General features: G+C 68.3%; 21 protein-coding genes and 1 tRNA gene. 14 read left to right on the plus strand and 8 right to left on the minus strand.

Annotated elements, in window-relative coordinates; all coding sequences use genetic code 11:
• Positions 1 to 57 precede the first annotated feature (57 nt).
• Both V6K52_RS04965 and V6K52_RS04970 read right to left on the minus strand, forming a co-directional pair.
• Positions 58 to 1,629: a DHA2 family efflux MFS transporter permease subunit gene (locus V6K52_RS04965; protein WP_353952788.1), complete on the minus strand. Its 1,572-nt coding sequence runs from the start codon at positions 1,627 to 1,629 to the stop codon at positions 58 to 60.
• A 33-nt stretch (positions 1,630 to 1,662) separates the two neighbouring features.
• Positions 1,663 to 2,274, minus strand: coding sequence for a TetR/AcrR family transcriptional regulator (locus tag V6K52_RS04970; RefSeq protein ID WP_353952789.1), 612 nt, complete (start codon positions 2,272 to 2,274; stop codon positions 1,663 to 1,665).
• A gap of 145 nt (positions 2,275 to 2,419) precedes the next feature.
• Here V6K52_RS04970 and pepN point away from each other — a divergent pair, with 145 nt between their 5' ends.
• Complete coding sequence (pepN, locus tag V6K52_RS04975) at positions 2,420 to 4,882, plus strand: aminopeptidase N (RefSeq protein ID WP_353952790.1); 2,463 nt, start codon at positions 2,420 to 2,422, stop codon at positions 4,880 to 4,882.
• Between the two features lie 17 nt (positions 4,883 to 4,899).
• On the opposite strand, the gene V6K52_RS04980 is transcribed toward pepN, so the two are convergent.
• Positions 4,900 to 5,778 carry an SGNH/GDSL hydrolase family protein gene (locus V6K52_RS04980; protein ID WP_353952791.1) on the minus strand — a complete coding sequence of 293 codons (879 nt, stop codon included), beginning with the start codon at positions 5,776 to 5,778 and terminating at the stop codon, positions 4,900 to 4,902.
• Positions 5,779 to 6,049: 271 nt separating this feature from the next.
• Here V6K52_RS04980 and V6K52_RS04985 point away from each other — a divergent pair, with 271 nt between their 5' ends.
• Entirely contained in the window at positions 6,050 to 8,506 is a 2,457-nt protein-coding gene (locus V6K52_RS04985; protein ID WP_353952792.1) for a GH92 family glycosyl hydrolase, read from the plus strand.
• 77 nt (positions 8,507 to 8,583) lie between these two features.
• Here the strand turns inward: V6K52_RS04985 and V6K52_RS04990 are convergent, their stop codons facing one another.
• Together V6K52_RS04990 and V6K52_RS04995 are read right to left on the minus strand one after the other, a co-directional pair.
• Positions 8,584 to 9,894, minus strand: a complete 1,311-nt coding sequence (locus V6K52_RS04990; protein ID WP_353952793.1) for a PP2C family protein-serine/threonine phosphatase — start codon at positions 9,892 to 9,894, stop codon at positions 8,584 to 8,586.
• 13 nt (positions 9,895 to 9,907) lie between these two features.
• Positions 9,908 to 10,402, minus strand: coding sequence for a YajQ family cyclic di-GMP-binding protein (locus V6K52_RS04995; protein WP_353952794.1), 495 nt, complete (start codon positions 10,400 to 10,402; stop codon positions 9,908 to 9,910).
• Positions 10,403 to 10,501: 99 nt separating this feature from the next.
• Here V6K52_RS04995 and V6K52_RS05000 point away from each other — a divergent pair.
• Positions 10,502 to 10,585: transfer RNA gene (locus V6K52_RS05000), tRNA-Tyr, on the plus strand.
• Between the two features lie 67 nt (positions 10,586 to 10,652).
• Here V6K52_RS05000 and V6K52_RS05005 read toward each other — a convergent pair.
• The gene (locus V6K52_RS05005; RefSeq protein ID WP_353952795.1) at positions 10,653 to 11,792 is read right to left on the minus strand and encodes a zinc-binding dehydrogenase; all 1,140 of its coding nucleotides are present in this window, start codon (positions 11,790 to 11,792) and stop codon (positions 10,653 to 10,655) included.
• 100 nt (positions 11,793 to 11,892) lie between these two features.
• On the opposite strand from V6K52_RS05005, the gene V6K52_RS05010 reads away from it, so the two are divergent.
• The 10 genes from V6K52_RS05010 (at position 11,893) to V6K52_RS05055 (ending at position 22,167) form a co-directional block, all read left to right on the plus strand.
• Positions 11,893 to 12,477: a nucleotidyltransferase family protein gene (locus tag V6K52_RS05010; RefSeq protein WP_353952796.1), complete on the plus strand. Its 585-nt coding sequence runs from the start codon at positions 11,893 to 11,895 to the stop codon at positions 12,475 to 12,477.
• Between the two features lie 155 nt (positions 12,478 to 12,632).
• Complete coding sequence (locus tag V6K52_RS05015) at positions 12,633 to 13,724, plus strand: DUF222 domain-containing protein (RefSeq protein WP_353952797.1); 1,092 nt, start codon at positions 12,633 to 12,635, stop codon at positions 13,722 to 13,724.
• A gap of 157 nt (positions 13,725 to 13,881) precedes the next feature.
• Positions 13,882 to 14,466: an HNH endonuclease signature motif containing protein gene (locus V6K52_RS05020; RefSeq protein WP_353952798.1), complete on the plus strand. Its 585-nt coding sequence runs from the start codon at positions 13,882 to 13,884 to the stop codon at positions 14,464 to 14,466.
• Positions 14,467 to 14,492: 26 nt separating this feature from the next.
• Complete coding sequence (locus tag V6K52_RS05025) at positions 14,493 to 15,368, plus strand: MoxR family ATPase (protein ID WP_353953720.1); 876 nt, start codon at positions 14,493 to 14,495, stop codon at positions 15,366 to 15,368.
• Positions 15,365 to 16,474: a VWA domain-containing protein gene (locus V6K52_RS05030; protein WP_353952799.1), complete on the plus strand. Its 1,110-nt coding sequence runs from the start codon at positions 15,365 to 15,367 to the stop codon at positions 16,472 to 16,474. Before V6K52_RS05025 ends, V6K52_RS05030 begins: the two co-directional genes overlap by 4 nt.
• Positions 16,467 to 17,582, plus strand: coding sequence for an XdhC family protein (locus tag V6K52_RS05035; RefSeq protein WP_353952800.1), 1,116 nt, complete (start codon positions 16,467 to 16,469; stop codon positions 17,580 to 17,582). The genes V6K52_RS05030 and V6K52_RS05035 overlap by 8 nt, the downstream gene beginning before the upstream one ends.
• A gap of 103 nt (positions 17,583 to 17,685) precedes the next feature.
• On the plus strand, positions 17,686 to 18,180 hold the full coding sequence (locus V6K52_RS05040) for a (2Fe-2S)-binding protein (RefSeq protein WP_353952801.1): 495 nt from the start codon (positions 17,686 to 17,688) through the stop codon (positions 18,178 to 18,180).
• A complete protein-coding gene (locus V6K52_RS05045; protein ID WP_353952802.1) occupies positions 18,177 to 20,666 on the plus strand; it encodes a xanthine dehydrogenase family protein molybdopterin-binding subunit in 2,490 nt (829 codons plus the stop codon). The genes V6K52_RS05040 and V6K52_RS05045 overlap by 4 nt, the downstream gene beginning before the upstream one ends.
• A complete protein-coding gene (locus V6K52_RS05050; RefSeq protein ID WP_353952803.1) occupies positions 20,663 to 21,517 on the plus strand; it encodes a xanthine dehydrogenase family protein subunit M in 855 nt (284 codons plus the stop codon). The genes V6K52_RS05045 and V6K52_RS05050 overlap by 4 nt, the downstream gene beginning before the upstream one ends.
• A gap of 2 nt (positions 21,518 to 21,519) precedes the next feature.
• Entirely contained in the window at positions 21,520 to 22,167 is a 648-nt protein-coding gene (locus V6K52_RS05055) for an SRPBCC family protein (protein ID WP_353952804.1), read from the plus strand.
• Between the two features lie 27 nt (positions 22,168 to 22,194).
• On the opposite strand, the gene V6K52_RS05060 is transcribed toward V6K52_RS05055, so the two are convergent.
• Complete coding sequence (locus V6K52_RS05060; RefSeq protein ID WP_353952805.1) at positions 22,195 to 22,392, minus strand: hypothetical protein; 198 nt, start codon at positions 22,390 to 22,392, stop codon at positions 22,195 to 22,197.
• A gap of 82 nt (positions 22,393 to 22,474) precedes the next feature.
• On the opposite strand from V6K52_RS05060, the gene V6K52_RS05065 reads away from it, so the two are divergent.
• Entirely contained in the window at positions 22,475 to 23,431 is a 957-nt protein-coding gene (locus V6K52_RS05065) for a helix-turn-helix domain-containing protein (RefSeq protein ID WP_353952806.1), read from the plus strand.
• 45 nt (positions 23,432 to 23,476) lie between these two features.
• Here the strand turns inward: V6K52_RS05065 and V6K52_RS05070 are convergent, their stop codons facing one another.
• Complete coding sequence (locus V6K52_RS05070) at positions 23,477 to 25,249, minus strand: hypothetical protein (RefSeq protein ID WP_353952807.1); 1,773 nt, start codon at positions 25,247 to 25,249, stop codon at positions 23,477 to 23,479.
• Between the last annotated feature and the right edge of the window lie 33 nt (positions 25,250 to 25,282).

Raw genomic sequence — 25,282 nt, forward strand, 5'->3', positions numbered from 1 at the left:
GGTGTTGCAAGGACCGCGTGAACCCGCCCGGGTGACGGCGTGTTCCTTTCTGTGCGATCAGCCCACGTGCGCAGCGGGGTGACCGTCGGTGGCGAGCTCCTCGTGCTTGACGTTCAGGAAGATGACCGCAGCCAGGGCGCCGATGAAGATCATCCCCGCTGCGACCCAGAATCCCTGCGTGGTCGCGAAGGCCTGGATCTGGGAGGCGTACTGCTGCTGGAACGCCTCGGCGGCAGCCGCCTGCTCGGTCGGGTTGCTCGGTATCGGCAGACCCTGGGCCTGTGCCTGCTGCATCGCCTGGGCAAGCAGTTCCTTGGCCTTGTCAGAGGCAGCACTGGTGAACACTGTGGACAGGGCGGCAATGCCGATCGCTCCACCGATCTGTTGCGCGGTGTTCAGCGCGGACGCAGCCGCGCCGGCATCGTTCGGGCTGATCCGTGCTGTCGCCGTGAGCGTGAGCGGGATGAACAGGAACGCCATCCCGACCGACATCACGAGAATGCCGGGCAGCAGACCGCTCGCATAAGTGCTGTCGGCCTCCAACCTGGTGAAGAGCAGCATCCCGAAGGTGACGAGGAGGCCACCCGCTCCTGCGATCCAGCGCGGGTCGACCCGGCTCAGCAGGTTCGACGCAATGCCGGCACCGACGCCGACGCCGATGCTGAAGGGCAGCAGCGAGAGCCCGGCCTTGACCGGTGAGTAGCCGAGCACCTGCTGGAGGAACAGGCCGATGAAGAAGAACATTGCGAACATGCCCGCACCCACGAGCAGCATGGTGAACAGGCTGGTCGCGCGGTTGCGGTCAGCGAGGATGCGCAGGGGCAGCAGGGGATGCTTGGCCCGGGCCTCGACGAGGACGAAGGCCACGAGCAGGGCGAGCCCACCGATGATGGGCAGCAGGGTCATGAGGTCGCCCCAGGACGCATCCGGCTCGGCCGCGTGCGAGAGGCCATAGACGATCCCGAACAGTCCGCCTGTTCCCAGGACTGCGCCGGGGAGGTCGAGCGTCGCGTCGTGCCCATCGGACTCGACGAGGACTCGCGGGGCAATGAGGGCGATGAAGACGCCGATGGGGACATTGACGAAGAAGGTCCAGCGCCAGTCGATCTCGGTCAGGACGCCGCCGAGGATGAGGCCGACCGCAGCACCGGCACCGGACATCGCGGCATACACCGCCATCGCTCGGTTGCGCTCCTTGCCGGCCGGGAACGTGGTGTTGACCAGCGCGAGTGCTGCTGGGGAGGCCAACGCTGCCCCAGCGCCCTGGAGGGCGCGGGAAGCCAGCAGCAGAGGTTCGTTCGGCGCGAATCCGCCGAGGAGCGAAGCGAGCGTGAACAGAATGACGCCCGCGACGAACATGCGTCGGCGCCCAAAGAGATCACCCAGGCGACCGCCGAGCAGCAACAGGCTGCCGAAGGCGAGGGCATAGGACGTGACGACCCATTGGCGGTTGGAATCGCTGAACCCGAGGTCGGTCTGGATCTCGGGAAGGGCGATGGTCACGATGCTTGCGTCGAGAACGATCATGAGCTGCGCGGTGGCGATGACCACGAGCGCGAGCGCCAGGTTGCGTGGTGGAGGGGTCTTGCTCTCTTGCCCTTGGGCAGTGTCGAGCGGAGTCGAGGACATGGGTGTTCCTTTTCAGCGTGGGGTGAGCGGTGCTCAGGTGGTGGTCGTGGCCTGGCAGGCCGGGATGAGGACGTCGTCGATGACCCCTCGCATGTAGGCCTCCGTGGGACCTTGCCCACGGACGAACGTGTGGTGCATCGCCAAGGCCGGAATGATGGCGGCGAGGAGCTCCAGGTCGGCGCTGGCAGCGATCTCGCCACGTTGCTGAGCACGATGCAGGATGTCGCCGACCATCTTCTGGCGGGGAGCCACGAACGACTCCTTGAACCTTTCGGTCAGCTCCGTGTCGCGATGCAGTGCGGGAATGACAGCGCTCATCAGATCCGGAAGTCGGCTGGTGAGCTCGCCGTCCGTGCAGGCCAGGGCGTGCATGTCTCCGCGCAGCGTCCCTGTGTCGGGAGGGACATCGCCCTCGCCGGGACACAGTTTCACCAGTGCGATGGCGCCCATGACCAGGTCGGCCTTGGTCGGCCAGCGCCGATAGAGGGTGGCCTTGCTCGCCTTCACCTGTGCGGCGACCAGGTCGAACGTCAACTTGTCGTAGCCCACGTCCTCGAGGACGTCCAGCACACCCTCGAGGATTTCTCCCTCGCGGTCCCCGGCGACTCGTGGGCGAACCCCACCGGCTGTCGGCGTGATGTGCACTGGACTCCTTCAAAGAGTGGATACGTTCGGCGGAACGAAACCGTACGGAACGAAACTGTTTCGTACACCCGCAACGTAGACCCATGGGCCCGGAGTCGTCAACACCTTTGAGGGACGGTGGCCCCAGCTGTGGCACCATCGCTCAGTGCCATCTCTGACTCGCGAAGAAGCCCGGCAGCGGGCGCTGCTGATCACCGTCGACCGCATGGAAGTCGACCTCGACCTCGACCGGGGGGCAGAGCACTTCGGTTCAACGGCGCGGATCTCGTTCTCCTGCAGCACTCCTGGTGAAGCGACCTTCCTCGACCTGCGCTCAACCAGCACCGAGTCGATCACTCTCAACGGCGTTGCGATCGCCCCGGATGCAATCGTCGACGGGCGGCTCACGCTGGCCGACCTCTCCAGCGAGAACACCGTCGAGGTCGTCTCAACCATGGCCTACTCGCGCGACGGGCAGGGCCTGCATCGCAGCACCGACCCCGCTGATGATGAGGACTACGTCTATGGTCACCTCTTCCTCGATGCGGCCCCGACGGTCTTCGCGTGCTTCGACCAGCCTGACCTCAAGGCGCCCTATTCCGTGACGGTCCGGGCGCCGCAGGAGTGGGTCGTCCTCGGCAACGGCCGAGCCACCCAGATTGCACCCGGCCAGTGGGAGCTGAGCGAAACCCTCCCTCTGGCAACGTATTTCGTCACCGTCTGCGCTGGGCCCTACGTCTCCGTGCGCGACGAGCACGACGGCATACCGCTGGGAATCCACGCCCGCCGCAGCCTGCAGCGCGAGCTCGAGGCCCACGCGCCGCAGATGTTCGAGGTGACCAAGCAGTCGTTGGACCACTACCACCGCACGTTCGACGTCCGCTATCCGTTCGGCGACTACGACCAGGTCTTCGTCCCCGAGTTCAACGCCGGTGCGATGGAGAACCCGGGCTGCGTGACGTTCCGCGACCCGATGCTCTTTCGCGGTGCCGCGACGCGCGAGCAGATCCTCCAGCGCAGCAACACCATTGCTCACGAGATGGCGCACATGTGGTTCGGCGACCTCGTGACGATGCGCTGGTGGGGCGACCTCTGGCTCAACGAGTCGTTTGCCGAGTTCATGGCCTACACCGCGACGAGCCGGGCAACCGAGTTCACCGACAGCTGGGTCGAGTTCGGGATCGCGCGCAAGCAGTGGGGGTATGCCGCGGAGCGGGCTCCCAGCACCCATCCCGTTGCGGGGTCGCCGGCTCCCGATGCGCAGAGCGCGCTCGCGAACTTCGACGGCATCTCCTACGCCAAGGGCGCGTCCGTCCTTCGCCAGCTGGTCACCCTCATGGGTGAGGCAGCGTTCAACGACGGAGTGACGGCCTACCTGCGTTCACACGAGCACGGCAACGGCGAGCTCTCCGAGTTCCTCGCCGCGATGGAGGAGGCACACGGCGCACCGCTCGACGAGTGGAGTCGGGCCTGGCTCGAGACTGCAGGCGTCGACGTCATCGCGCTTGACCGCGACGGCACGATGACTCGGACGACGCCCGAGGCACACCCAGCTGACCGGCCGCACTCGCTCGACGTCGCCGGGTTCACCGACGGCACCGAGGTGTTCCGGACTGCCGTGACGCTCGACGCGCCGCAGGAGGGTGTCGACGGTGTGACGCGGGACGCGACAGTGGTCGTGCCCAACGCAAGTGACCTCACCTGGGCGATGATCGACCTCGACGATGCGACGCTGGCGGCACTGCCGACCGAGCTCTCGCGCATCACCGACCCGATCGCCCGATCCGTGCTCTGGGGCGCAGTGCTCACCGGTGTCTTCCGATCGACCGTCGACCCGCGCGTGGGACTCGACGTCTTCACCGCCGCCTGGCCGCACGAGTCGCATGATGCGCTGATGGCCCGCGTCGCGCTGGCCTACATTGAGCGGATCGTGCCGCAGTTCGTTCCGGCCGGGCTGGTGGACGCGGCCGAGAGTCGTGTCGCGGGCGCCGCGCTCATGGCTTTCCAGGGCGCTCAGCAGGGGTCGGACCGGGCGCTCGTCGCCGCCCGGGTGCTGGCCTCGACGTCGACCGACGAGGACCGGCTGCTGGCGTGGGTCGATGGGCACAACCTGCCCGCAGGCCTTGAGGGTGACGCCGACTTCCGGTGGACCGTCGTGCGCTCCCTGGCCCGGCTCGGCCTTGCCGATGACGCGCTCATCGCCCGGATCGAGGGCGACGACACGACGCTCTCGGGGCACCTGGCCGCACTGTCCGCGCGGGCGGCTCGACCCGGCATACCCGACAAGCAGTGGGCGTGGGCCGAGCTCACGACGAACCGCGAACGTTCCAACTACGAGCTCAACGCCCTCGCGACCGGCTTCTGGTCGAGCGGCTCACCCGAGGACCTTCGACCGTATGCCGCGCGCTACGTCTCCGACATACCTCATCTGGCGCAGTGGGTCGGTGCGGATGCGCTGGATCGGGTTGCGGCACTTGCCTTCCCAGCGCGCGTGGTCGAAGTCGAGACTGTGGATCTGGTCCGCGAGGCGATGGCTCGCCCCGACCTCACCGCAGGGGTGCGCCGGTCGATGAGCGATGAGCTGTCCAAACTCGAGGAAGCCCGGGCTTCCCGAGCCCGCTGGGCCTGACCGCGAGCTGTCAGCGCTCAGAGGTTGACCTTCGCCATGATCTGGTCGGCGTAGGCGCGCTCACCCGCAGCATTGGGGTGGATCGGGACGAAGTTCAGCGAGCCGACGGCCGGCTCAACCCAACGCACCCACGGCAGCTGGCACGCGTCGCGCCCCGCTGACGGCGCCCACATGTCGACGAACGTGGCGCCGTTCTCGAGGGCGGCCTGCTTCACCACGGCGTTGAGCGTCTGCTCGATGCCGTTGACATAGGGCACGTCTCCGGAAGCGATGGGCATGGCGACGTAGCAACCCCTCGTGGGAGGAAGCACCTGGGGATAGCCGGGGACCACGATGGTCGCCCTGGGCGCCCTGGCCTTCGCGTCGGCGATCGCCTTCTTCACGGCCGGATAGGTCTTGGTGAGGACGGTGGTCTCGAAGCTCGTGCCGTACTTGTTCTTGCAGGGGCTGCCCGTCCCGAGCGTGGACAGGCCAGCAGTGATGCAGTTCTGGATCAGGCTCGAGAAGAGACTCGAGTCGTTGCCCCCGATGCCGATGGTGACGAGTCGTGCTTCCGAGCTGAGGGCGGAGAGCTGAGCGGGCGTCCCGGGGTACTGGGCGGCGTAGAAGTCGCCGGTGTCGGCGCCGCCGCAGGTCACGTCCTTGAGCGTTCGGCCCGTGCGCTGAGCAATGAGGTGCGGGTAGTTGACGGCGGACTGGGCGCACAGCGGGTTGGCGGTGGCGCTCAGGGGGAGGACGCCCGAGCCGGCGGAGAAGCTGTCGCCGAGAGCGACATAGGGGCCGGCTGGCACCTGGGGCGCGGGCTTCGCGGCCTGGGCAGGTGCGGCGAGGCCGAGGGCGAGGGTGGCTGCAGCGGCGCTGGCGAGCGCAGCGAATCCGAGGGCAGAACGACGCATCTGAACTCCATTGTTCGATCCGAGGGGACCACGTCGACGTGGGTTACTGGAGCGTAACCAGAAGTGGACCGATTCGCCAGAGCTGACATGGCAGGAATCGGGGAGGGGGAAAAGGCGCAGCTTCTTCAGCGGCTGTTGGTCGAGGGGTGGCCTCCCATTCAGTCGGGAGACACGGCGGCTGTCTTGGCTCGAGGGGTGGTGTGATGTGGCATCAGGATTCACTCCGGTCCCCTCTCACCGGGGGCGGCAAGCCTCTCGGAAAGGGACACACATGTCCGGTCGACGCTCCACCCGCCAGACCTTGCTGGCCACTGGGCTCCTCGCCGTCGTTGCCCTGGTTCCGGTGGCCGCGGCGGCACCCCCGGACCCTGGATCCAACCAAGCGCAAGCCACGCAGAAACCGCACCAGCGCGACGTGGTCTCCTCTGTGGACCCGCTGATCGGGACCGCAAACGGTGGCAACACCTACCCGGGGGCTGTGCGGCCGTTCGGGATGCTGTCGTGGTCACCGACGAGCACGCGCGGCGACCAGACCGACACGGGGGCCGCCAACGGCTACCAGTACGACACCACGCGACTTCGCGGCTTCGCGCTGACCCACGTCAACGGGGCGGGCTGCCACCCCGGGGCAGCAGGGGACGTGCCGATCTTCCCGCACGTCGGCGCAATGACCACCTCTCCGTCTGCTGACACCAAGGACGCCGTCTACGCCAGCGACTTCAGCCATGCCGACGAGATCGCCGAGCCGGGTCGTTACCGGCTGCGACTCGCCAACGGTGCGGCCACCGACTTCACGGCGACCACCCGGGCGGGCATCGGGACGATCGGCTTCCCGCAGGGCGCACCCGCCAACCTGCTCTTCCGGACCTCCAACTCGCTCAACGGCAGCGAGGACGCCGAGGTCTCCATCGACCCGGCGGCCAGGACCGTGTCGGGGTCGGTGCTGACCGGTGGCTTCTGTGGGCGACGGGGCAATGGTGGTGGCAGCAACAAGGTCTCGTACTACCGGCTCCACTTCACCGCAAAGTTCGATCGCGACTTCGTCCGCACGGGGACCTGGGTGAACGACCAGCTCCGTCCAGGCACGACCAGCGCCAGCGGCGGCGAGGGATACGAGACCGGGGCCCTGCGCGCCGGACGCGGGTCGGGCGGCTACGTCGGCTTCGACACCTCGAGCAGCGACCCGGTGACCATGCGGATCGGCCTCTCCTACACCAGCGCCCGAGCCGCCGAGGAAAACCTGGCGGCGGAGCTGGACAAACGGTCGACCGTCGAGAAGGTGGCCGCTGACGGTCGCCGTGTCTGGAACAAGCAGCTGCGCGGCATCGACGTGACCGGCGGCACCCCCGAGAAGCGCACCACCTTCTACACCGCCATGTACCACACGTACCTCCAGCCCAACATCACCAGCGACGTGGCCGGCACATACCCGGGCGGAGACCAGAAGACCCATCAGCTGGCGCCGGGCCAGGAGGAGCAGTACGGGAACTTCTCCGGCTGGGACCAGTACCGCGCCCAGACCCAGCTGCTCGCCCTGCTCGAGCCGGACGTGGCTGGCGACTTCGCCCAGTCCCTGCTCAACCTGTCACGCCACAACGGAGGCGTGTGGGACCGCTGGGTCCACGTCAACGGATCGACCCGGGTGATGACCGGAGACCCGAGTGCACCGACCCTGGCAGGCATGCACGCGTTAGGCGTGGACAACTTCGAGGTCGAAGCGGCCTTCGACTCGTTGGTTCGCCAGGCCACCGTGCCGCACCCCAACGGGCTTTCCGACTACGGCTGCCCCGGCCAGTGCCACGGGATGCGGCCCAACCTGGCGGAGTACCTCCGGCTGCACTATGCGCCCCAGGACAACTGCCACTGCTGGGGTGGAGCCGCGGAGACGCTCGAGGACGCCGCCGCTGACTACGGTCTGGCCGACTGGGCGCGACGGCTGGGCCGCGACGAGACGTCAGCGACCTTCGCCGCGCGGGCCCGGTGGTGGGAGAGCACCTTCAACCCGGCCGCCACCCCCACCGCGGGCTACCAACAGGCCCGCCGCGCGGACGGGTCGTGGGTCGAACCGTTCAGCCCCGGCACGCAGGTGGGCTTCGCGCAGGGCTCCGCGGCGACCTACACCTGGATGGTCCAGCACGACGTGGCTCGACTCGCCCAGCTGATGGGCGGTCCCGCTACGGCGGTGGCGCGGCTCGACGAGTTCTTCCGTCGACCCGACGGCTCCTGGACCACCGGCGGTCCGGAGGACTACGACCCCACCAACGAGCCAGGCATCCACACCCCGTGGCTCTACAACGCGCTCGGCCAGCCGTGGAAGACCCAGCAGACCGTGCGTGCCTACATGGACCTCGTCTACGGCACCGGTCCACGAGGACTGCCCGGCAACGACGACCTCGGCACCATGTCCGCGTGGTACATCTGGGGCGCGCTGGGGATGTATCCACAGACACCGAGCCGGGGTGACATGTTGCTGTCGAGCCCGATGTTCACCAAGGCGACGATCCGACGTGAGGGCGGTCCGACCATCACCGTGACCGCTCCAGACGCCTCGCCGTCCAATGTCTACGTCCGGTCGGTCACCGTGGACGGTGCACCTTGGAGCCGGTCGTGGGTGCCCGCGTCCTTGCTGAACGAAGGGGGAGAGATCAAGTTCGCCCTCGCGGAGCAGCCGAACCGCAACTGGGGCACCGGAGCGGGGGACCTACCGGTGGACCACGGCATGCCCTGAGCCAAAGACCAAGAACGGCGTATGCCGCCGTGCCCCACTTCCTGGGACACGGCGGCATACGCCGTGGATCTGCGACTTCACACCCTTGGTGCCTCCGGCCAGGGGAGGGCCTGAACCTCAGCCGACGTCAGACCGGGTTGGTGGCCGGGCCACTCCATCAGCAGCATCGTCGCGTCGTCGGTGAGGCGAGCTTCCTGATGCTGCAGCAGCGCGCGACCGACCCGCCGCATTGACTCCGCCGGCGAGAGGCTGGCAGCAATGTTGTGGGAGAGGAGGTCAGCGAGGCGTTCGACCCCGAAGTGGTCCCCCGACGGCGACCGCGCATCGAGGACGCCGTCGGTGAGGAAGAGCACCTGGTCCCCGGATTCGAGCTGTTCACTCTGGACGGGGTAGTGGTGGTCCGTGTCTGGCAGGCCCAGACCGAAGGGGAGTCCAGGGTCCACGTGCAGGGTGCGCACGACTCGGCCCGAGCGCAGGAGCAGGGGCGCGGGGTGGCCCGCGCTGATCCACGACAGCTCGCCGGTGCTCGTGCACAGCTCCGCCAGGACGGCCGTGGTGAAGCACTCGGAGAATCCCCGCTCGATGGCTTGGTCGATCGCGGCTGCTGTCTCCGTCAGCGAGCGTCCCGCGCGGCGCGCGTTGCGGTAGCTCTCGACGGCGAGCGAAGCGAGCTGGGCGCTCTGCAGCCCGTGGCCCATCCCGTCGAAGACGCCGAGGCGGACGATGTCGGTGTCCACGGCATAGTCCACGGAATCCCCAGCCACGTCGTAGGCCGGTTCCAGGACGGCCGCGACGGAGACGTCTCGCGACCCGAAGGTCAAGGGTGGCAACAACCCCCACTGGATCTCCGCCGCGAGGTCGACCTCGGTCGAGCGGCGGGCCATGACGATGCTGTCGCCGTATCTCTTCTTGAGCGCGACGAGCTCGCCGACGAGGGCGGCAAGTCGGTGCAGCCAGGTGGCGAGCACGGGGTCGGGTTCCCCCACCCCATCCACGTCGTCGAAAACGACCGAAAGCACACCGATCCGATCCGCGCTTTCGCACAGGGGCAGCCAGACGGTGGTACCCGATCCGTGTTCCGGTGAGGACGGTGCGACGAGGACAACGCTGTGCTGGTAGGCGCGACCGGCGATTGTGGAGTCGATGTCGAGTGGGGCGGGCTCATGCTTCGCGCCGGCCACCACCGGTCCGTGGAACGGTGTGAGGGTCAGCTGCTGGAGGTCGACCAAGTGGATGGTCGCATCGCTCACACCAAGGAGCCGCGCGTGCTCGGCGACGATCGCGGGCAGCTCGTGCGGCCCGCAGAACCGGGCGGCAGCCCTGAGTGCGTCCAGGACCTGCTCGCCCGAACTGAGACTCAGGGTGGGCGGTCCTGCCTCGCCGGGCACGGTCACCTCGTCGTCAGCGGTAGTTCGTGAACTGCAGCGCGACGTCGAGGTCGGCTGCGGTGAGCATCCGCTGGACCGCCTGCAGGTCATCGCGCGACTTGCTCGACACGCGCAGCTCCTCGCCCTGGATCTGTGACTTCACGCCCTTGGGGCCTTCGTCGCGGATGAGCTTGTTGACCTTCTTGGCGTTCTCCTGCGAGATGCCCTGCTTGAGCGCCACGTCGAGCTTGTATTCCTTGCCGGACAGGCGCGGGCCGGCCTCGGGCACGTCGAGGTGCTTGAGCGAGACCTTGCGCTTGACCAGCCACGTCTGGACGACGTCGAGGATGGCGAGGACGCGCTCTTCCGAGTTGGCCTGCATGGCGATCGACTCACCGGAGAGCTCGACCGTGGCGCCGACATTCTTGAAGTCGTAGCGGTTGGCGACCTCCTTGGCCGCGGCGGTCACGGCATTGGCGACCTCCTGCTTGTCGAAGTTGCTGACGATGTCCATGGAGCTGTCGGCCACGGTTCCTCCTCGATCGGGTGCTGTGCTCACGGTCAAGGGTGCGCGCACAGACACGGGTTTCGTTGTTGGGGCGTTGGCTTGCTATCCTTCCACGCGCACGGCGGGTTGCCCGAGCGGCCAATGGGAGTGGACTGTAAATCCATCGCGAAAGCTTCGAAGGTTCGAATCCTTCACCCGCCACCACGTGCACGAAGGCCCCTGAAATCGGCGTATGCCGGTCAGGGGCCTTCGTCATGCGCGCAGTCCGGGATCATCCGCCAGGGGTGATGATCTGACGCACCTCGGACCCGGAGTGCAGTCGGTCCAGGGCGAGGTTGATGTCGTCGAGCGGGACCGCGCTCGAGGTGACGAGAGCGTCCGCGCGAAGCAACCCCGCGGCATACAGTTCGAAGAGTCGTGGCAGGTCGCGCCGGGGGACCGACGATCCCATGTAGGACCCGAGGATCGACTTCTCCTCGGCGACGAGCGAGGCGATCGGCACCTCGATCTGGTGACGTGGGTGGGGGAGTCCCGCGACCACGACACGACCGCCCACCCGCGTTGCGGCGTATGCCGTGGCCAGTGCGGCTGGGTGCCCGGCGGCTTCGATGGCCACGGCGACACCACCTCCAGTGAGGTCGCGGATCTGCTCAAGAGCGCTGTCGCCAGCCAGGATTCCGTGGGTCGCGCCCACCTCTTTGGCGGAGGCGAGTTTGGACTCGACGGTGTCGATGGCAATGACCGGGTGGGCTCCGGCGAGGGCCGCCGCCATGATCGCGGAGATGCCGACGCCGCCCAGCCCGACGACCGCCACGGCCTCGCCCGGACGCACGACGGCGGTGTTGAGGACGGCTCCCGCCCCGGTGAGGACCGCGCACCCGAAGACCGCTGCCGTCTCGAGGGGCACGTCGTCGGGGACGGGAATGAGGGAGCGCGGTGACACGACGGTGAACTCGGAGAACGCCGAGACGCCGAGGTGGTGGTGGAGCTCTGCACCTGATGCGTCGCTGAACGGTCGTCGACCCGTGACGAGACGCGCGTCGCGATTGGCCGCCTGGGCCTCTGCGCAGCGCACGGGGTGGCCGCCCGCACAGTCTGAGCAGGTGCCACAAGAGGGGACGTAGGAGCAGACGACGCGGTCGCCGGTCGCAACGTCGGTGACTCCGAGGCCGACCGCTTCAACTACTCCCGCCGCCTCGTGGCCGAGCACCATGGGCAAAGGGCGAGGTCGGTCGCCATTGACGACCGAGAGGTCGGAGTGGCACAGCCCCGCTGCGGTGATGCGGAGGAGGACCTCACCGGGCCCGGGTGCCTGCAGCGTCAGTTCCTCGATCCGGAGAGGTGTCGAGGCGGCAAACGGCTGGTCCGTGGTCGAGTGGCGCAGGACGGCTGCTCTCGTCGTGATGCTCATGGACTCACTCTGTCGGACGCCCGCCGATGACGAGCCGTCGAGTGGGGCCTATCCAGCGTTCACTTGAACACGGAGCTGCGTCGGATGGCAGAGTGGTCGGATGGTTGATGGAGGGGTCGCCGGACTCGTTCTCGCGGCGGGCGCGGGGCGACGCATGGGAGGACCCAAGGCACTGCTCCGCCTCACGCCGTCCGGCCCCGCGCTCGTCGAGTCGACAGTGAGTGGCTTGCAGGACGCCGGAGTGAGCGAGGTCCATGTGGTCGTCGGCCACTCGGCTCCCAGTGTTCGGCTGCGCGCCGAGCGAGTGGGTGGGCTCGTGGTTGAGGCCGAGGACTGGGCCGAGGGGATGGGTGCCTCGTTGCGGTGCGGGATCAAAGCGCTCGAGACGACTGACGCTCGGGCCGTGATCCTCATGCTCGTGGACCTTCCTGACGTTGGCGCCTCGGTCCACGCGCGGTTACTGGCTTCCGTTGACGGTGACCTCGACGGGGTACTTGTGCGGGCTGCCTTCGACGGGAGGGCCGGTCATCCGGTGCTCATCGGTCGGTCTCACTGGCGGTTGATCCGACAGCATGCGGTCGGCGATCACGGTGCCCGGACCTACTTCGACAGCCACCGTCCGCAGCTGGTCGAGTGCGGCGACCTCGCGACCGGGCAGGACATTGACCGGCCCGGAGACATCTGACCCCGACGACTTTCGGTGCCGATTGCTAGCCTGGTTGACGAGGGGCTTACTTGTCGTGCCTGCTTGGTGAATTGGGTTGTGCCAGTGCGGAATTCAGCCGACAGCGTAGTCCGAAATTCTTGACTCTAGAACTCCTGTTCGACTATCATTGGGTCATGGAAAGCACCGCCGCGACCGCCGCCCTGGAGGGCCGGTATGCCGCGTTGCGCGCTTCTGCTTCTGAGTTGGATTCCGAGGAGCTCCTGGACGTGATCGAGCTGGCCCAGCGTGAGAAGGATGCGGCGTCGGCGCGTCAGGCGGTGGCGTTGGCGCACCTGTCGGCGCGCGATTGCCACGTGCAGGAAGACGGCACGTCAGCCGAGGTGGATCACGGGTTGGGCTATCAACGACTGGATGGTCCCGAGTTGGCAGCACCCCGGTTGGGGGTGTCGGCGCATGTGGCGACGAACCGGATCCTGGATGCGATCCGGCAGCTGACCCGCACCCCGGCCGTGGTCGATGCGATGGCCAGTGGTGACCTGGATGAGCAGCGGGCCCGCACCGTCACGGAGGAGACCGAGTTCCTGTCGCCGGAATCCGCTGCTGAGGTCGTGGACCGGGTCAAGGACGTGTGGGGCCAGTTGACGGTCGGGCCGTTGCGCCAACTGCTCGCACGCACCGCCGCCCAGGTGGACCCCGATGCGGTGACCGCTCACGCTGAGGACGAACGTGCCCGCCGCGGGTTGACCCGCCGGGTGGGGGTGCATGGCACCGACCACTGGCGAGGTGACTTCCGGGTCGAACAGGCCCGCGGTGCGTGGGCTGCCGTCACCGAACGCGCCCGCCAACTCGTGCGTGAAGGCAAAGCCGACACGCTTGAGCTGGCCCGGGCCGACGCGATGATGGAACTCATCCTCGAACACAGTGATGTCAAGGTCGTCATCCACGCCACCCGCGCCGCCAACAACGACACCACCACTGCCCCCGTCACCGACAGCGACAACGACACGGACACGTCGACTGAAGAGCAGCCCACGGGTGCCTCAGCGCCCGGTGCGACAGGAGCCGCTGACCCCGCCACGGCACCCCCGACGGCTGCGGCCGCGGCCGCGACGACCGGCGCGGCGGAGGACCTTGTCGAGGTCGGCGGGTTGGGTGCCCCGGGCACGACGTTCGTACGCCGCGACTGGCTCGACAACACCGGCACCTCCGACCCCGGAACGGGACCTGACCTGCGACAGCGACACCGGTGCCCTCGTGCACGGTGACGTCCCCGCAGCATTCGCCCGCGGCCAGGCTCGCGCCCGCAGTGCCCACCGGACCCGAGCACGAGCCAAAGACCGCGCGAGAGAGCAGGCGAAGGATCAAAGCAGATCCCGACCCGCAGCTGGCTCCACCGCCGGGAACCCCAGGCGTGAAGACATCGTGGACTTCAGCGAGTCCTACCGGGTGCCCGACGCCATGGCCCGACTCATCCGACTACGCGACGGATCCTGCCGCTTCCCCGGCTGCGCCACCCCCGCCCGACAGTGCGACCTCGACCACGTCCAACCCTGGCCGACCGGCCTCACCACCCCCACGAGCCTCATCTGCCTGTGTCGGCGTCACCACCGCATCAAGCAACGCGACGGGTGGACCGTGAAACTGCACCCCGACGCCACCGCCACCTGGACCGACCCCACCGGACTGCACCAAACCACCTGGCCCGTGGACCACCTCCACCTCGTCACCGCCGGCCACACCCACCGCGACCCCACCGCCTTCGCGCGCACCAACACAGGCCCCACCCAGATCCCCTCCACCTTCGAAGAAGAACTCATCGAACTCCTCGGCGGCCCCGACCAAGCCCAACCCCGCACCTACCCCATCAGCTTCGACATCAACGGCAACACCTACGGCGGACCACCCCCACGCATCGACTTCGACACCACCCTCCAACACGGCACCGGACCCTGGGACCAGATCCTCATCGACTTCCCACCCCGACCACCGGAACCGATCCCGTTCTGAGGCGCAGACGTGTGACGATGCACCGTATGGACTTCTCCACTGCTGCTGATCTCCGGTCCAGTCTCGAGGCGACCGGCTACCTCGCCGGAGATGAGCTCGCGACGATCGCGTGGCTGGCGACCAGGCTCCATCGGCCGCTGCTCGTCGAGGGTGAGCCGGGCACCGGCAAGACGGCACTCGCCGAGGCGCTGGCTGCGGCGGGTGGGGTGCCCCTCATCCGGCTGCAGTGTCACGAAGGCATCGACGCGAGCCAGGCGCTCTATGACTGGGACTTCCCCCGGCAGATCCTGCATCTGCGTGCGGTCGAGGCCGTGGACGGAGCGGCCTCCCTCGAGGATGTCGAGTCCGGGTTGTTCGACGAGCGCTTCCTCGTGGCGCGCCCGATCCTGCGCGCCCTGCGCGAGGCACCTGCCGTGCTGCTCATCGATGAGATCGACCGCGCTGACGACGAGTTCGAGGCGTTCCTCCTCGAGGTCCTGTCGACCTGGCAGGTGAGCATCCCCGAGCTCGGCACGGTGAGCGCCACGACGCCCCCGCTCGTCATCCTCACCTCCAACCGCACGCGGGAGGTGCACGACGCGCTCAAGCGACGTTGCCTCTATCAGTGGCTCGAACACCCCTCTCTCGAGCGGGAACTCGCGATCGTCCGGTCGCGTGCGCCAGAGGTCCCCGAGGCACTGGCCGAGCAGGTCGTGCGGGCCATCCACGCCGTGCGAACCGACGCTGAGCTGCTCAAACCGCCCGGTGTGGCCGAGACGCTCGACTGGGCCCGAGCCCTCCACGAGCTGGGGGTCCGCGAGCTCGACACTGCGTCGGCGGCCGCGTCACTCGGAGTGGCCGTGAAGTATCGCGAGGACGCCGATCGAGTCCGCGCCGCGCTCGATCGGATCCTCTCCAAGTGACCGTCGTCGCGCGATCCGCCGAGGAGATCCTCCTTGGCTTCGCGCGCGCCCTGAGGGCCGCTGGGGTGGCGGTCACCGCAGACCGTGAGCGCACCTACCTCCAGGCGGTCGCCACCGTCGGACTCGAGGACCAAGCAGCCGTGTATGCCGTGGGGCGAGCCACCCTGTGCGGCTCACCGTCCGATCTCGAGAGACACGACCTCGTGTATGCCGCGTGGTTCGGCGCCCAGCGGCCCGGCATCGCACAGCGGGCTCCGCTTCGTCCGCCGGTGTCGATGGCCGACCTGCAGGACGGAGACGCCGGCGAGGAGTCCGGTGATGGCGACCCGGAGGATGTGCGCGCCGTGGCCAGTGCAACAGAAGTGCTGCGGCACAGGGACATTGCCTCGATGTCGGCTAGCGAGAGGGCTGCTCTGGCGGGGATGTTCGCCGCCCTCCGGCCCCGCTCGCCACGTCGTCGAACGCATCGCCTGACTGCTGCCTCGAGGGGGCGAGTCGATGCCCGACGCACCCTGCGCGAGATGGTTCGCCGTCACGGTGAGCCGGGTCCGATTCGGTATCGGCGCCGGGCCGAGCGAGCGCGCAGAGTCGTGGTGCTCCTCGACGTGTCGGGGTCGATGAGTGCCTACACCGACGCGTTGCTCCGGCTCGGTCACGTGTGGTGTCGCAGCAGTGCGTCCGTGGAGGTCTTCACCGTTGGCACCCGTCTGACCCACGTGACCAGGGCGCTGCAACAGCCTGATCCGGATCGGGCCCTCGTGGCCGCAGGGCAGGTCATCCCTGACTGGTCCGGCGGCACGCGCCTCGCCGACGGGGTCAGGGCCTTCCTCGAGCGTTGGGGCAGGCGTGGCATGGCCAGAGGCGCAGTCGTCGTCATCGTGAGTGACGGATGGGAGCGCGGGGAGCCCGAGGGTTTGGCCGAACAGATGCGCCGACTCCACGCGCTGTCGCACCACGTCGTCTGGGCCAACCCGCATCGCGGGCACCCGGCATACGCGCCTGTCCAGCAGGGCATCGTTGCGGCCCTGCCGTACGTTGACACCTTCGTGGCCGGACATTCGATGGCGGCCTTTGCCGAGCTGCTGGAGGTCGTCGCCGATGCGTGAAGTCCTGACCGAGTTGCGCGAGTGGTGGGACGCCGGCGAGAGCGCGGCACTGGCCACGGTCGTCGAGACGTTCAACTCGTCGCCGCGGCCGGCTGGAGCGTCAATGCTCGTCGGACCTCACGGGACAGCGGTCGGCTCGGTCTCCGGTGGCTGCGTCGAGGGCGCTGTCTATGAGGAGGGCCAGGGCGTCATCGCCTCTGCCACACCGGAACTGGTCCATTACGGCATCTCGGACGACACGGCATACGCCGTCGGTCTTTCGTGTGGGGGACAACTCGATGTCTTCATCGAGAAGGTGGACCGAGAGACCTTTCCCGAGTTCGGTGACGTCGCCGACGACATCGAGGCCGGACGTCCGGTCGCCGTCGTCACGGTGGTCGAGCACCCCGAGGCCGGCTGGGTCGGGCGCCGACTCGTCGTCCGTTCGGACAGCGTGACTGGCGCCCTCGGCAGCACGCGAGCCGAGGAGGCCGTGACTGCGGACGTGCGAGGGCTGCTCGCGAACGGGCTCACCGAGACACTCACCTATGGGCCGCACGGCGAACGACGTGGTGAAGGGATGCGCGTCTTCGTCGCGTCCTATGCGCCCAAGCCGCGGATGGTCGTCTTTGGTGCCATCGACTTCGCGGCGGCGGTTGCCGAGATGGGCCACTTCCTCGGGTATGCCGTGACCGTGTGCGACGCGCGTCCGGTCTTCGCGACCCCGGCGCGGCTGCCCGCTGCCGACGACGTCGTCGTCGCGTGGCCGCACACCTATCTGCGCGATGAAGTGGAGGCGGGGCGCATCGACGGCCGGACCGTTCTGTGCGTTCTCACCCACGACCCGAAGTTCGACGTCCCCCTGCTCGAGGTTGCCCTGAAGCTGCCCGAAGTGGCCTACATCGGTGCCATGGGGTCACGGCTGACTCACGACGAACGAATGGCGAGGCTGCGCGAGGCCGGGCTGTCCGAGGCGGAGCTCGACCGGCTGTCGTCACCGATCGGTCTGGACCTGGGCGCCCGGACTCCTCAGGAGACAGCGGTCTCGATTGCGGCCGAGATCATCGCGCTGCGGTGGGGCGGACACGGCGACCGTCTCGCCGACCGTGAGGGCCCGATTCACGCCTGACCTTGCTGTTTTCCCTGTGCATCTCGGTGAAACCTTGTCACGGTGTGGCGGATCAGTGCAGGATCGCAACTACCGCACATCCCGCCCACAGCAGGAGTCAACGATGACTCGGATCACGGTCACGGTCGACGGTTCGACCTACAGCGACGAGGTGGAGCCACGGATGCTCCTTGTCCACTACCTTCGAGAATCGGTGGGGAAGACCGGGACGGTGATCGGGTGCGACACGAGCAACTGCGGCGCCTGCACGGTCCATCTCGACGGCCGAAGTGTGAAGTCCTGCAACGTCCTTGCCGTCCAGGCGGACGGGCACGAGGTCACCACGATCGAAGGGCTCGCCACGAATGGTGAGCTCCACCCCATGCAACAGGCGTTCCACGAGTGTCACGCGCTCCAGTGCGGCTACTGCACGCCCGGGATGATCATGCAGGCCATCGATGTGCTGAACGAGAACCCCAATCCCTCCGAGGAGGAGATCAGGGTGGGCCTCGAGGGCAACCTCTGTCGTTGCACCGGCTACCACAACATCGTCAAGGCCGTGCAGCAGGCGGCAGGACAGGGCGCCACTGAGGACGCGACCGCGGGAGCGCAGTCATGACCGCCGTCGACGACCGCCCCGAGGCCAAGACCGCCGAGATCGGGCGAGCCCGGCGCCGCAAGGAGGACCAGCGGCTCATCACCGGACGCACCAAGTGGACGGACAACATTCAGTTGGCCGGGATGCTCCACCTCGCGATGGTCCGCAGTCCGCTGGCGCACGCGACGATCACCAACATCGACACAGACGCGGCCCGATCCGCGCCCGGCGTCATCGCGGTGTTCACCGGCGCCGACATCGCCGACATCCAGGGCGTCAACATCACCGCGTGGCCCATCACGGCCGACCAGAAGACGCCGGATCACCTGCCGATGCCCCTCGAGCGCGTCGCGCACGCCGGCGAGATCGTCGCCGTCGTGGCTGCCCGGACCGCTGCCGGGGCCCGTGATGCCGCCGAGCTGGTCGACGTCGACTACGACGCGCTTCCTGCGGTCCTCGACCTCAAGGAAGCAGCGACGGACTCGGTCCTGGCGCACCCGTCACTCGGCACCAACAAGTCCGCCTTCTGGCAGCTCGACTCCAAGGAGGGCGGCACCGGCGAGGACGTCGACGAGGCGATCCGACAGGCCGGCATTGACGGGATTGTGATTGAGCGTGAGTACCGCCAGCAGCGCCTCATCCCTGCCTTCATGGAGCCGCGGTCCACGGTCGTGGATCCGACCGGCGAGCAAGTCACGATGTGGTCGGCGACGCAGATCCCGCACATCCTGAGGTTCTGCATCGCGGCCACGACGGGCCTGCCCGAGTCCAAGATCCGGGTCATCGCCCCGGACGTCGGTGGCGGCTTCGGCGGCAAGCTGCAGTCGACGCCCGAGGAGTTCGTCACCCTCGCCGTGGCGCGCAAGCTCGGCCGTCCCTGCAAGTTCACCGAGACCCGCTCGGAGACGATGGTCTCCGCGCACCACGGTCGTGACCAGTGGCAGAAGCTCACCCTCTGCGCGGAGAAGGACGGCACGGTCACCGGGCTCAAGGTCGAACTCATGGCCGACCTCGGTGCGTATGCCGCGATCGTCGGCGGTGGTGTGCCGGTGCTGGGCGCGTGGATGTTCAACTCGATCTACAAGTTCCCGGCATACCGGTTCAACACGACGAACTACTACACCAACAAGACCTGGGTGGACGCCTACCGGGGTGCAGGGCGGCCGGAGGCGACCTATGCCATCGAGCGGCTCATGGACGAGCTCGCGGCCGAGGTCGGCGTCGACCCCCTCGAGATCCGCGAGAAGAACTGGATCAAGCACGAGGAGTTCCCGTTCACGACCGTGGCCGGGATGACCTACGACTCCGGCAACTACGAGGCCGCGACCGCCAAGGCCAAGGAGCTCTTCGGCTATGACGAGCTCCGCGCAGAGCAGCAGCAGCGGCGCGACTCGGGCGACCCCGTCCAGCTCGGCATCGGCGTCTCGACCTTCACCGAGATGTGCGGCCTCGCGCCGTCACGTGTCCTGGGCTCGCTCAACTACGGCGCGGGCGGCTGGGAGTCGGCGAGCATCCGGATGCTCGCCACCGGCACGGTCGAGGTGATCACCGGCACCTCGCCCCACGGTCAGGGGCACGAGACGGCGTGGAGCCAGATCGTCGCCGACCGGCTCGGTGTCCCGTTCGAGAACGTCGAGGTGCTCCACGGCGACACACAGATCGCCTCCAAGGGCATGGACAGCTACGGGTCCCGTTCGCTCGTCGTCGGTGGTGAGGCACTCGTGCTCGCCGCCGACAGGGTCATCGAGAAGGCGAAGGTGTTCGCGGCGCACATGCTCGAGGCCAACGCCGACGACCTCGAGTTCGCAGAGGGCACATTCACGGTCAAGGGAACCGACAAAGGCATTGGCCTCACCGACGTGGCACTCGCGACGTTCGCCGGGCACAACCTGCCCGACGGGGCCGAGCCAACCATCGACGCCGACGCGACCTACGACCCGGTGAACTTCTCCTTCCCGCACGGCACCCACCTGTGCGCGATGGAGGTCGACACCGAGACGGGCGCGACGAAGATGCGCAAGTACGTCTGTGTTGACGACATCGGCGTCATCATCAACCCGCTCATCGTCGAGGGCCAGGTCCACGGCGGACTCGTCCAGGGCATCGCGCAGGCGCTGTGGGAGGGCGCCGAGTACGACGAGCAGGGCACTCTCGTCTCCGGCTCCTTCGTCGACTACACGCTGCCCACATCGGCCGACACGATCAGCTTCATCACCGACCACACGACGTCCCCGTCGACGTCGAACACGCTCGGCACCAAGGGCGTCGGCGAGGCGGGCACGATCGCCTCGACGCCGGCCGTCGTGAACGCCATCGTCGACGCGCTGCGACCGAGGGGCATCAACGACATCACGATGCCGTGCACCCCTGAGCGGGTGTGGACCGCGATCCAGTCAGCCGGCTCCAACCAGTCCGAACCGGCACCGGCTGATGCCCAGCCACACTTCCAGGCTGACTCCGCGAACCAGGACGATCCCGGCACGGCGACCGAAGGAGCAGGCGAATGATCCCCGCAGCCTTTGACTACGTGGCCCCGACGTCCGTTGCTGACGTCCTCGCCGCACTCGCCGAGGCCGGCGATGAGGTCAAGGTCCTCGCTGGTGGTCAGAGCCTTCTGCCCGTTCTGCGAATGCGCCTCAATGCGCCCGAAGTGGTCATCGACCTCGGGCGCATCGAGGAGCTGCGCGGCATCAGGGAGGACGGCGACCACATCATCATCGGCGCGATGACGACCTACGCAGACGCTCTCGCCTCCGACCTCGTGCGCGACCACGCCGCGGTCCTGCAGGCAGCGATCAAGGAGGTCGCCGACCCCCAGATCCGGCACCGCGGCACGGTGGGTGGCGCCCTCGTCCACGCGGACCCAGCCGGCGATGTCGGGGCACCCGCCCTCGCACTCGACACCGAGTTCGTCGTCACGGGCAGCGGGGGAGAGCGGACGGTCGCGGCCAGCGACTTCTTCAAGGGCCTCTTCGAGACCGCTGTGGGTGAGGGTGAGCTCCTCACGGCCATCCGCATCCCCAAGCACACCGGGTGGGGCGCGCACTACGAGAAGTTCGTCCGGGTCTCCCACCAGTGGTCGATCGTCGCGGTCGCGGCGACGGTCCGCGTTGAGGGTGGGTCGATCGCGGAGGCCCGCGTCGGCCTGACCAACATGGGTTCGACGCCACTGCGTGCGTCGGCCGTGGAGGCGGCACTCGTCGGCACGGCCGCGACGGACGAGTCGGTGCGTGCGGCCTGCGCGGCGGCGGCCGAAGGCACGGACCCGCCGAGCGACCTCAACGGCAGTGCTGACTATCGCCGGGCACTTGCGCCGATCCTCACCCGTCGAGCGGTCCTCACCGCCGCTGGGGGCTGACCGTGGAGCTGCACCACGAGTTCACCGTGCCGGCCGACGCCGATGAGGTGTGGGCCGTGCTGCTCGACCTCGAGCGCGTGGGTGGGTGCTTTCCCGGCGCCACGGTCACGGACGCGAGCGACGACGGCTTCGCCGGGACGGTCAAGGTCAAGCTCGGGCCGATCGCCCTCGTGTATGCCGGTTCCGGCACTTTCCTGGAGCGCGACCCGTCCGCTCATCGTGCCGTCATCGAGGCCAAGGGCAAGGACAAGCGCGGCAATGGCACGGCAGGCGCCACGGTCACCCTGCAGCTGTCCCCGGACGGCGACGCGACGCGGGTTTCGGTGGACACGGACCTCGCGATCACCGGCAAACCGGCCCAGTTCGGGCGAGGTGTGATGCAGGACGTCTCCGACAAGCTGCTCGGTCAGTTCGTCGCGTGCATCGAGAGCCAGTTCGACGTGGCCGAACCGGTCGAGGTTCCTGAAGCTCCTGACGCGACACCGCGGCCGACCCCACTACCGACTCCACGGCCGACCCCGCCGGTGGACGACGCGATCGACCTTGGTGCGGTGGCGCTGCCTTCGGCGGTCAAGGAGTGGGGGCCGTATGCCGTGGCCGGGCTCATCGGTGCCCTGATCGGCTACGCGATCGGCCGCGACCACAGCTGACCCGAATCCGCATCCTCGTGGCCGGCGTCAGGCCGCCCGGCCGTAGGCGTCCATGTCGTGGGCGCTGCGCCGGTGGTCGGCGTCGTGGGCGGCCGGGTGGCGGTAGTCGTCCGCCCAGGGTGCGGACCCGTGGCGACGGTTGCTGCTCTCGAGGGCCCAGAGGAAGAGGGCCGTGAGGATGAGTGCGGGGATGAAAGGGGCGATGGTGGCGATGAATGTGCTCATGGCATGAGTTTGACGCACCTATAGATACTGCCACGAGTGGCAGGACTGTCGCTGTAGCACAAGATGCTGCCATACTGGCGGAATGGCCCTTCGTTCCGTTGCCGTCGTCCTGCAGGATCCCGTCGCCCTGTTCGAACTCGGTGTCCTCACCGAAGTCTTTGGCATCGACCGCACCGACGACGGCGTGCCGCCGTTCGACTTCCGAGTGTGCGCCGAGATGCCGGGTGTGCCACTGCGGGCGGATGCCGGTGTCATTGCCGTCGCCCCCCACGGGTTGGAGGCGACCACCGACGCGGACCTCGTCGCCATCCCGGCCAGCCACGCGGCATACACGCCGTCTGAAGCGGTGAAGCAGGTGGTGCGGGACGCTGTCGAGCGTGGCGCGTACGTGCTGTCGGTCTGCTCCGGCGCTTTCACTCTCGGCGCCGCGGGAGTCCTCGACGGGCGTGAGTGCACGACGCACTGGCGTCACAGCGACGAGCTGGCTGCGACCTACCCGCTCGCCAAGGTCAACCCCGACGTCCTCTATGCCCACGACGGCACCGTCATCACGAGTGCAGGCACCGCGGCAGGGGTCGATGCGTGCCTTCACCTCGTGCGGGCCGAGCACGGTGGGGCCGTCGCCAACCGCATCGCCCGTCGCATGGTCGTCTCTCCGCATCGCGACGGCGGGCAGCGGCAGTTCATCGACCGTCCTATCCCCGTGACCGAGGCCGAGAGTCTCAGCCCGATCCTCGCGTGGATGGTCGAGCACCTGGCGCAGCCGCACACCGTCGCGGACCTTGCTCGGCGTGCGGCGATGTCGTCACGCACCTTCGCGCGAAGGTTCGTGGCCGAGACGGGCACGACTCCCCACCAGTGGGTCACTGACCAGCGCGTCCTGCGCGCCCGAGAGCTGCTCGAGGAGACCGACCTGTCGATCGAGCAGATCGCCGGTGACGTCGGCTTCGGCAGTGCCGCCCTGCTCCGTCACCACTTCGCGCAGTGCACCGGACTCACGCCCACGGTGTTCCGGACGCGACACCGCTCCCCGGCCTGAGCCGAGGAGCGGTGTGCGCGTTGCTGAGTCAGTTGTGACGCAGCTTCACCGGGGTGCGTTCGGCACGAGGCACATCACCGATGCCGAGCGGTTGCCCGAACCGTCGATGGCATAGACCTCGGCGTCACCCCTTCCCTTGAGGTTCCACTCGACGACACCGGCGCCGGGCTTCTGGCTGGGCTTGGCGCCGTTGGCCTCGACGTACTTGATGTCGGTGTCGACGGCGAACGGACCCCACACCTGGGAGCTTCCGTCGTCCTTGACGAAGATGTCGAGGTCACCGTCGGGCCACACGTCGTCATGAGCGACGAGGCGATAGAAGCCGTCCTGGTTCTGGCCCTGACCGCCGTTGCCGGGAGCTCCGGGCACGTTGCCGTCCGGGTTCGTCGACTCGACACACTGCGCGATGGGCGGAGTGGTGTCACGCCACAGCTTCGACACCGTGCGGGTCGCCTCGTCGCCGTGGATGGTGGCGGTTGCCGAGATCGTGTCGGTGCCGAGCGAGGCCGGCTCCTTCGGGACGTCGTAGGTGAAGGTCACCTGACCCGAGGCGTTGGTCTCACAGGAGGCCGGCGCACACGTGCCCGCCTCACCCGCGTTCGGTCCGGCGGGGACGGAGAAGTCCACCTCGTGGCCGGCGAGGTCGGACGCAGGACCCGTCACGGTCGCAGTGACCGTGTGGGCGTTGTCGCTTCCGAGCTCGTTGGTTGCGGTCGGGGGCGTGAGGACGAACCCGAAGACCGAGAAGCTCTCGCACCGGGTCACCGTCCCCGTGGCGGTCGGATCACCCGACGGGCCGATGCCCGTGGCCGTCGAGCAGACCTCGTGCAGACCCGGAGCGAGGTTGTCGCCGGGCGCAGTCCACGTGATCGATGCGGGTCCGGCCGTCGGCAGGGCCTGGCTGGGCGTCGACGTCACCGGGTTGCCGTCCAGGGTCACGCTCAGCCCCGTGAGGGTCGTCGCTGTGACGTTGGTGATGACGTCGGGCAGGTCCGCCGGGTCGGGCACCCCGAAGCACGTCGTGCCGCTCGCGCTGGCCATTTGGTTGAGGGTGCCGACCGAGCCCCCAGCACACGAGCTCCCGCTGCCGACGGCGAAGGGATAGATCGTCGCCCCGGCCGTGACCGTGGCGAGTGCGGAATTGAACTGGGCGATGCTTCCGACGTTCGACTCCCCGTCGGAGAGGAAGACGACGTTGACCTGGGTGCCGGACGCGGCGGCGACGAGTGTGGCCGCGGCCTCGAGGCCTGCGGCGAAGTTCGTCGACCCGCTGCCCCCGGTGTTCTTGGCGGTGAACTGGCCGATCTGTCCCGCCGCAAGTGAGTCGACGACGGTGTCGACGTCCGTCCCGGTGGGCGAGGTGAAGGGCTGGTCGCCCGCTGCTCCCTGCATGTCGGCGGTCGCCGAGCCCGAGCCGAACGCCGCGACAGCGCTTTCGAGGGCCGAGCCGTCGGTGACGACGAGGTCGTTGAGGCCCTTCACCGCAGCCTTCTCGCAGGTGAGGATCGTCCGGGTCGAGTCGCAGGCGATCCCGGTGCTGCCCGAGACGTCGACGACATAGATCCAGCTCGTGTTCGGTGCCCCCGTGGCGATGCTTGCCGTGCCCGACAGGGGCACGTCCACGGTGGTGTCGCCCGCCGGGACGATGAACGAGTCACCGTCGACGGGGGAGGTGACGCCGACAGCGAGAGCCGCGCCGTTGGGGAGGTTCCCCGACGTCGATCCGGCCATCGCTGCAGGCGTGACGAGAGCGGCGACCGCGAGGGCCGCACCGCTGGTGAGACAGGCGCGCCTACGCGCCCGTGCTGCTGGCTTCATGATGTTTCCTCCTGGTTGGTGCGATCGCCCTAT

This window comes from Knoellia sp. S7-12, from assembly GCF_040518285.1.
In the GTDB taxonomy this organism is placed as follows: Bacteria; Actinomycetota; Actinomycetes; order Actinomycetales; family Dermatophilaceae; genus Knoellia.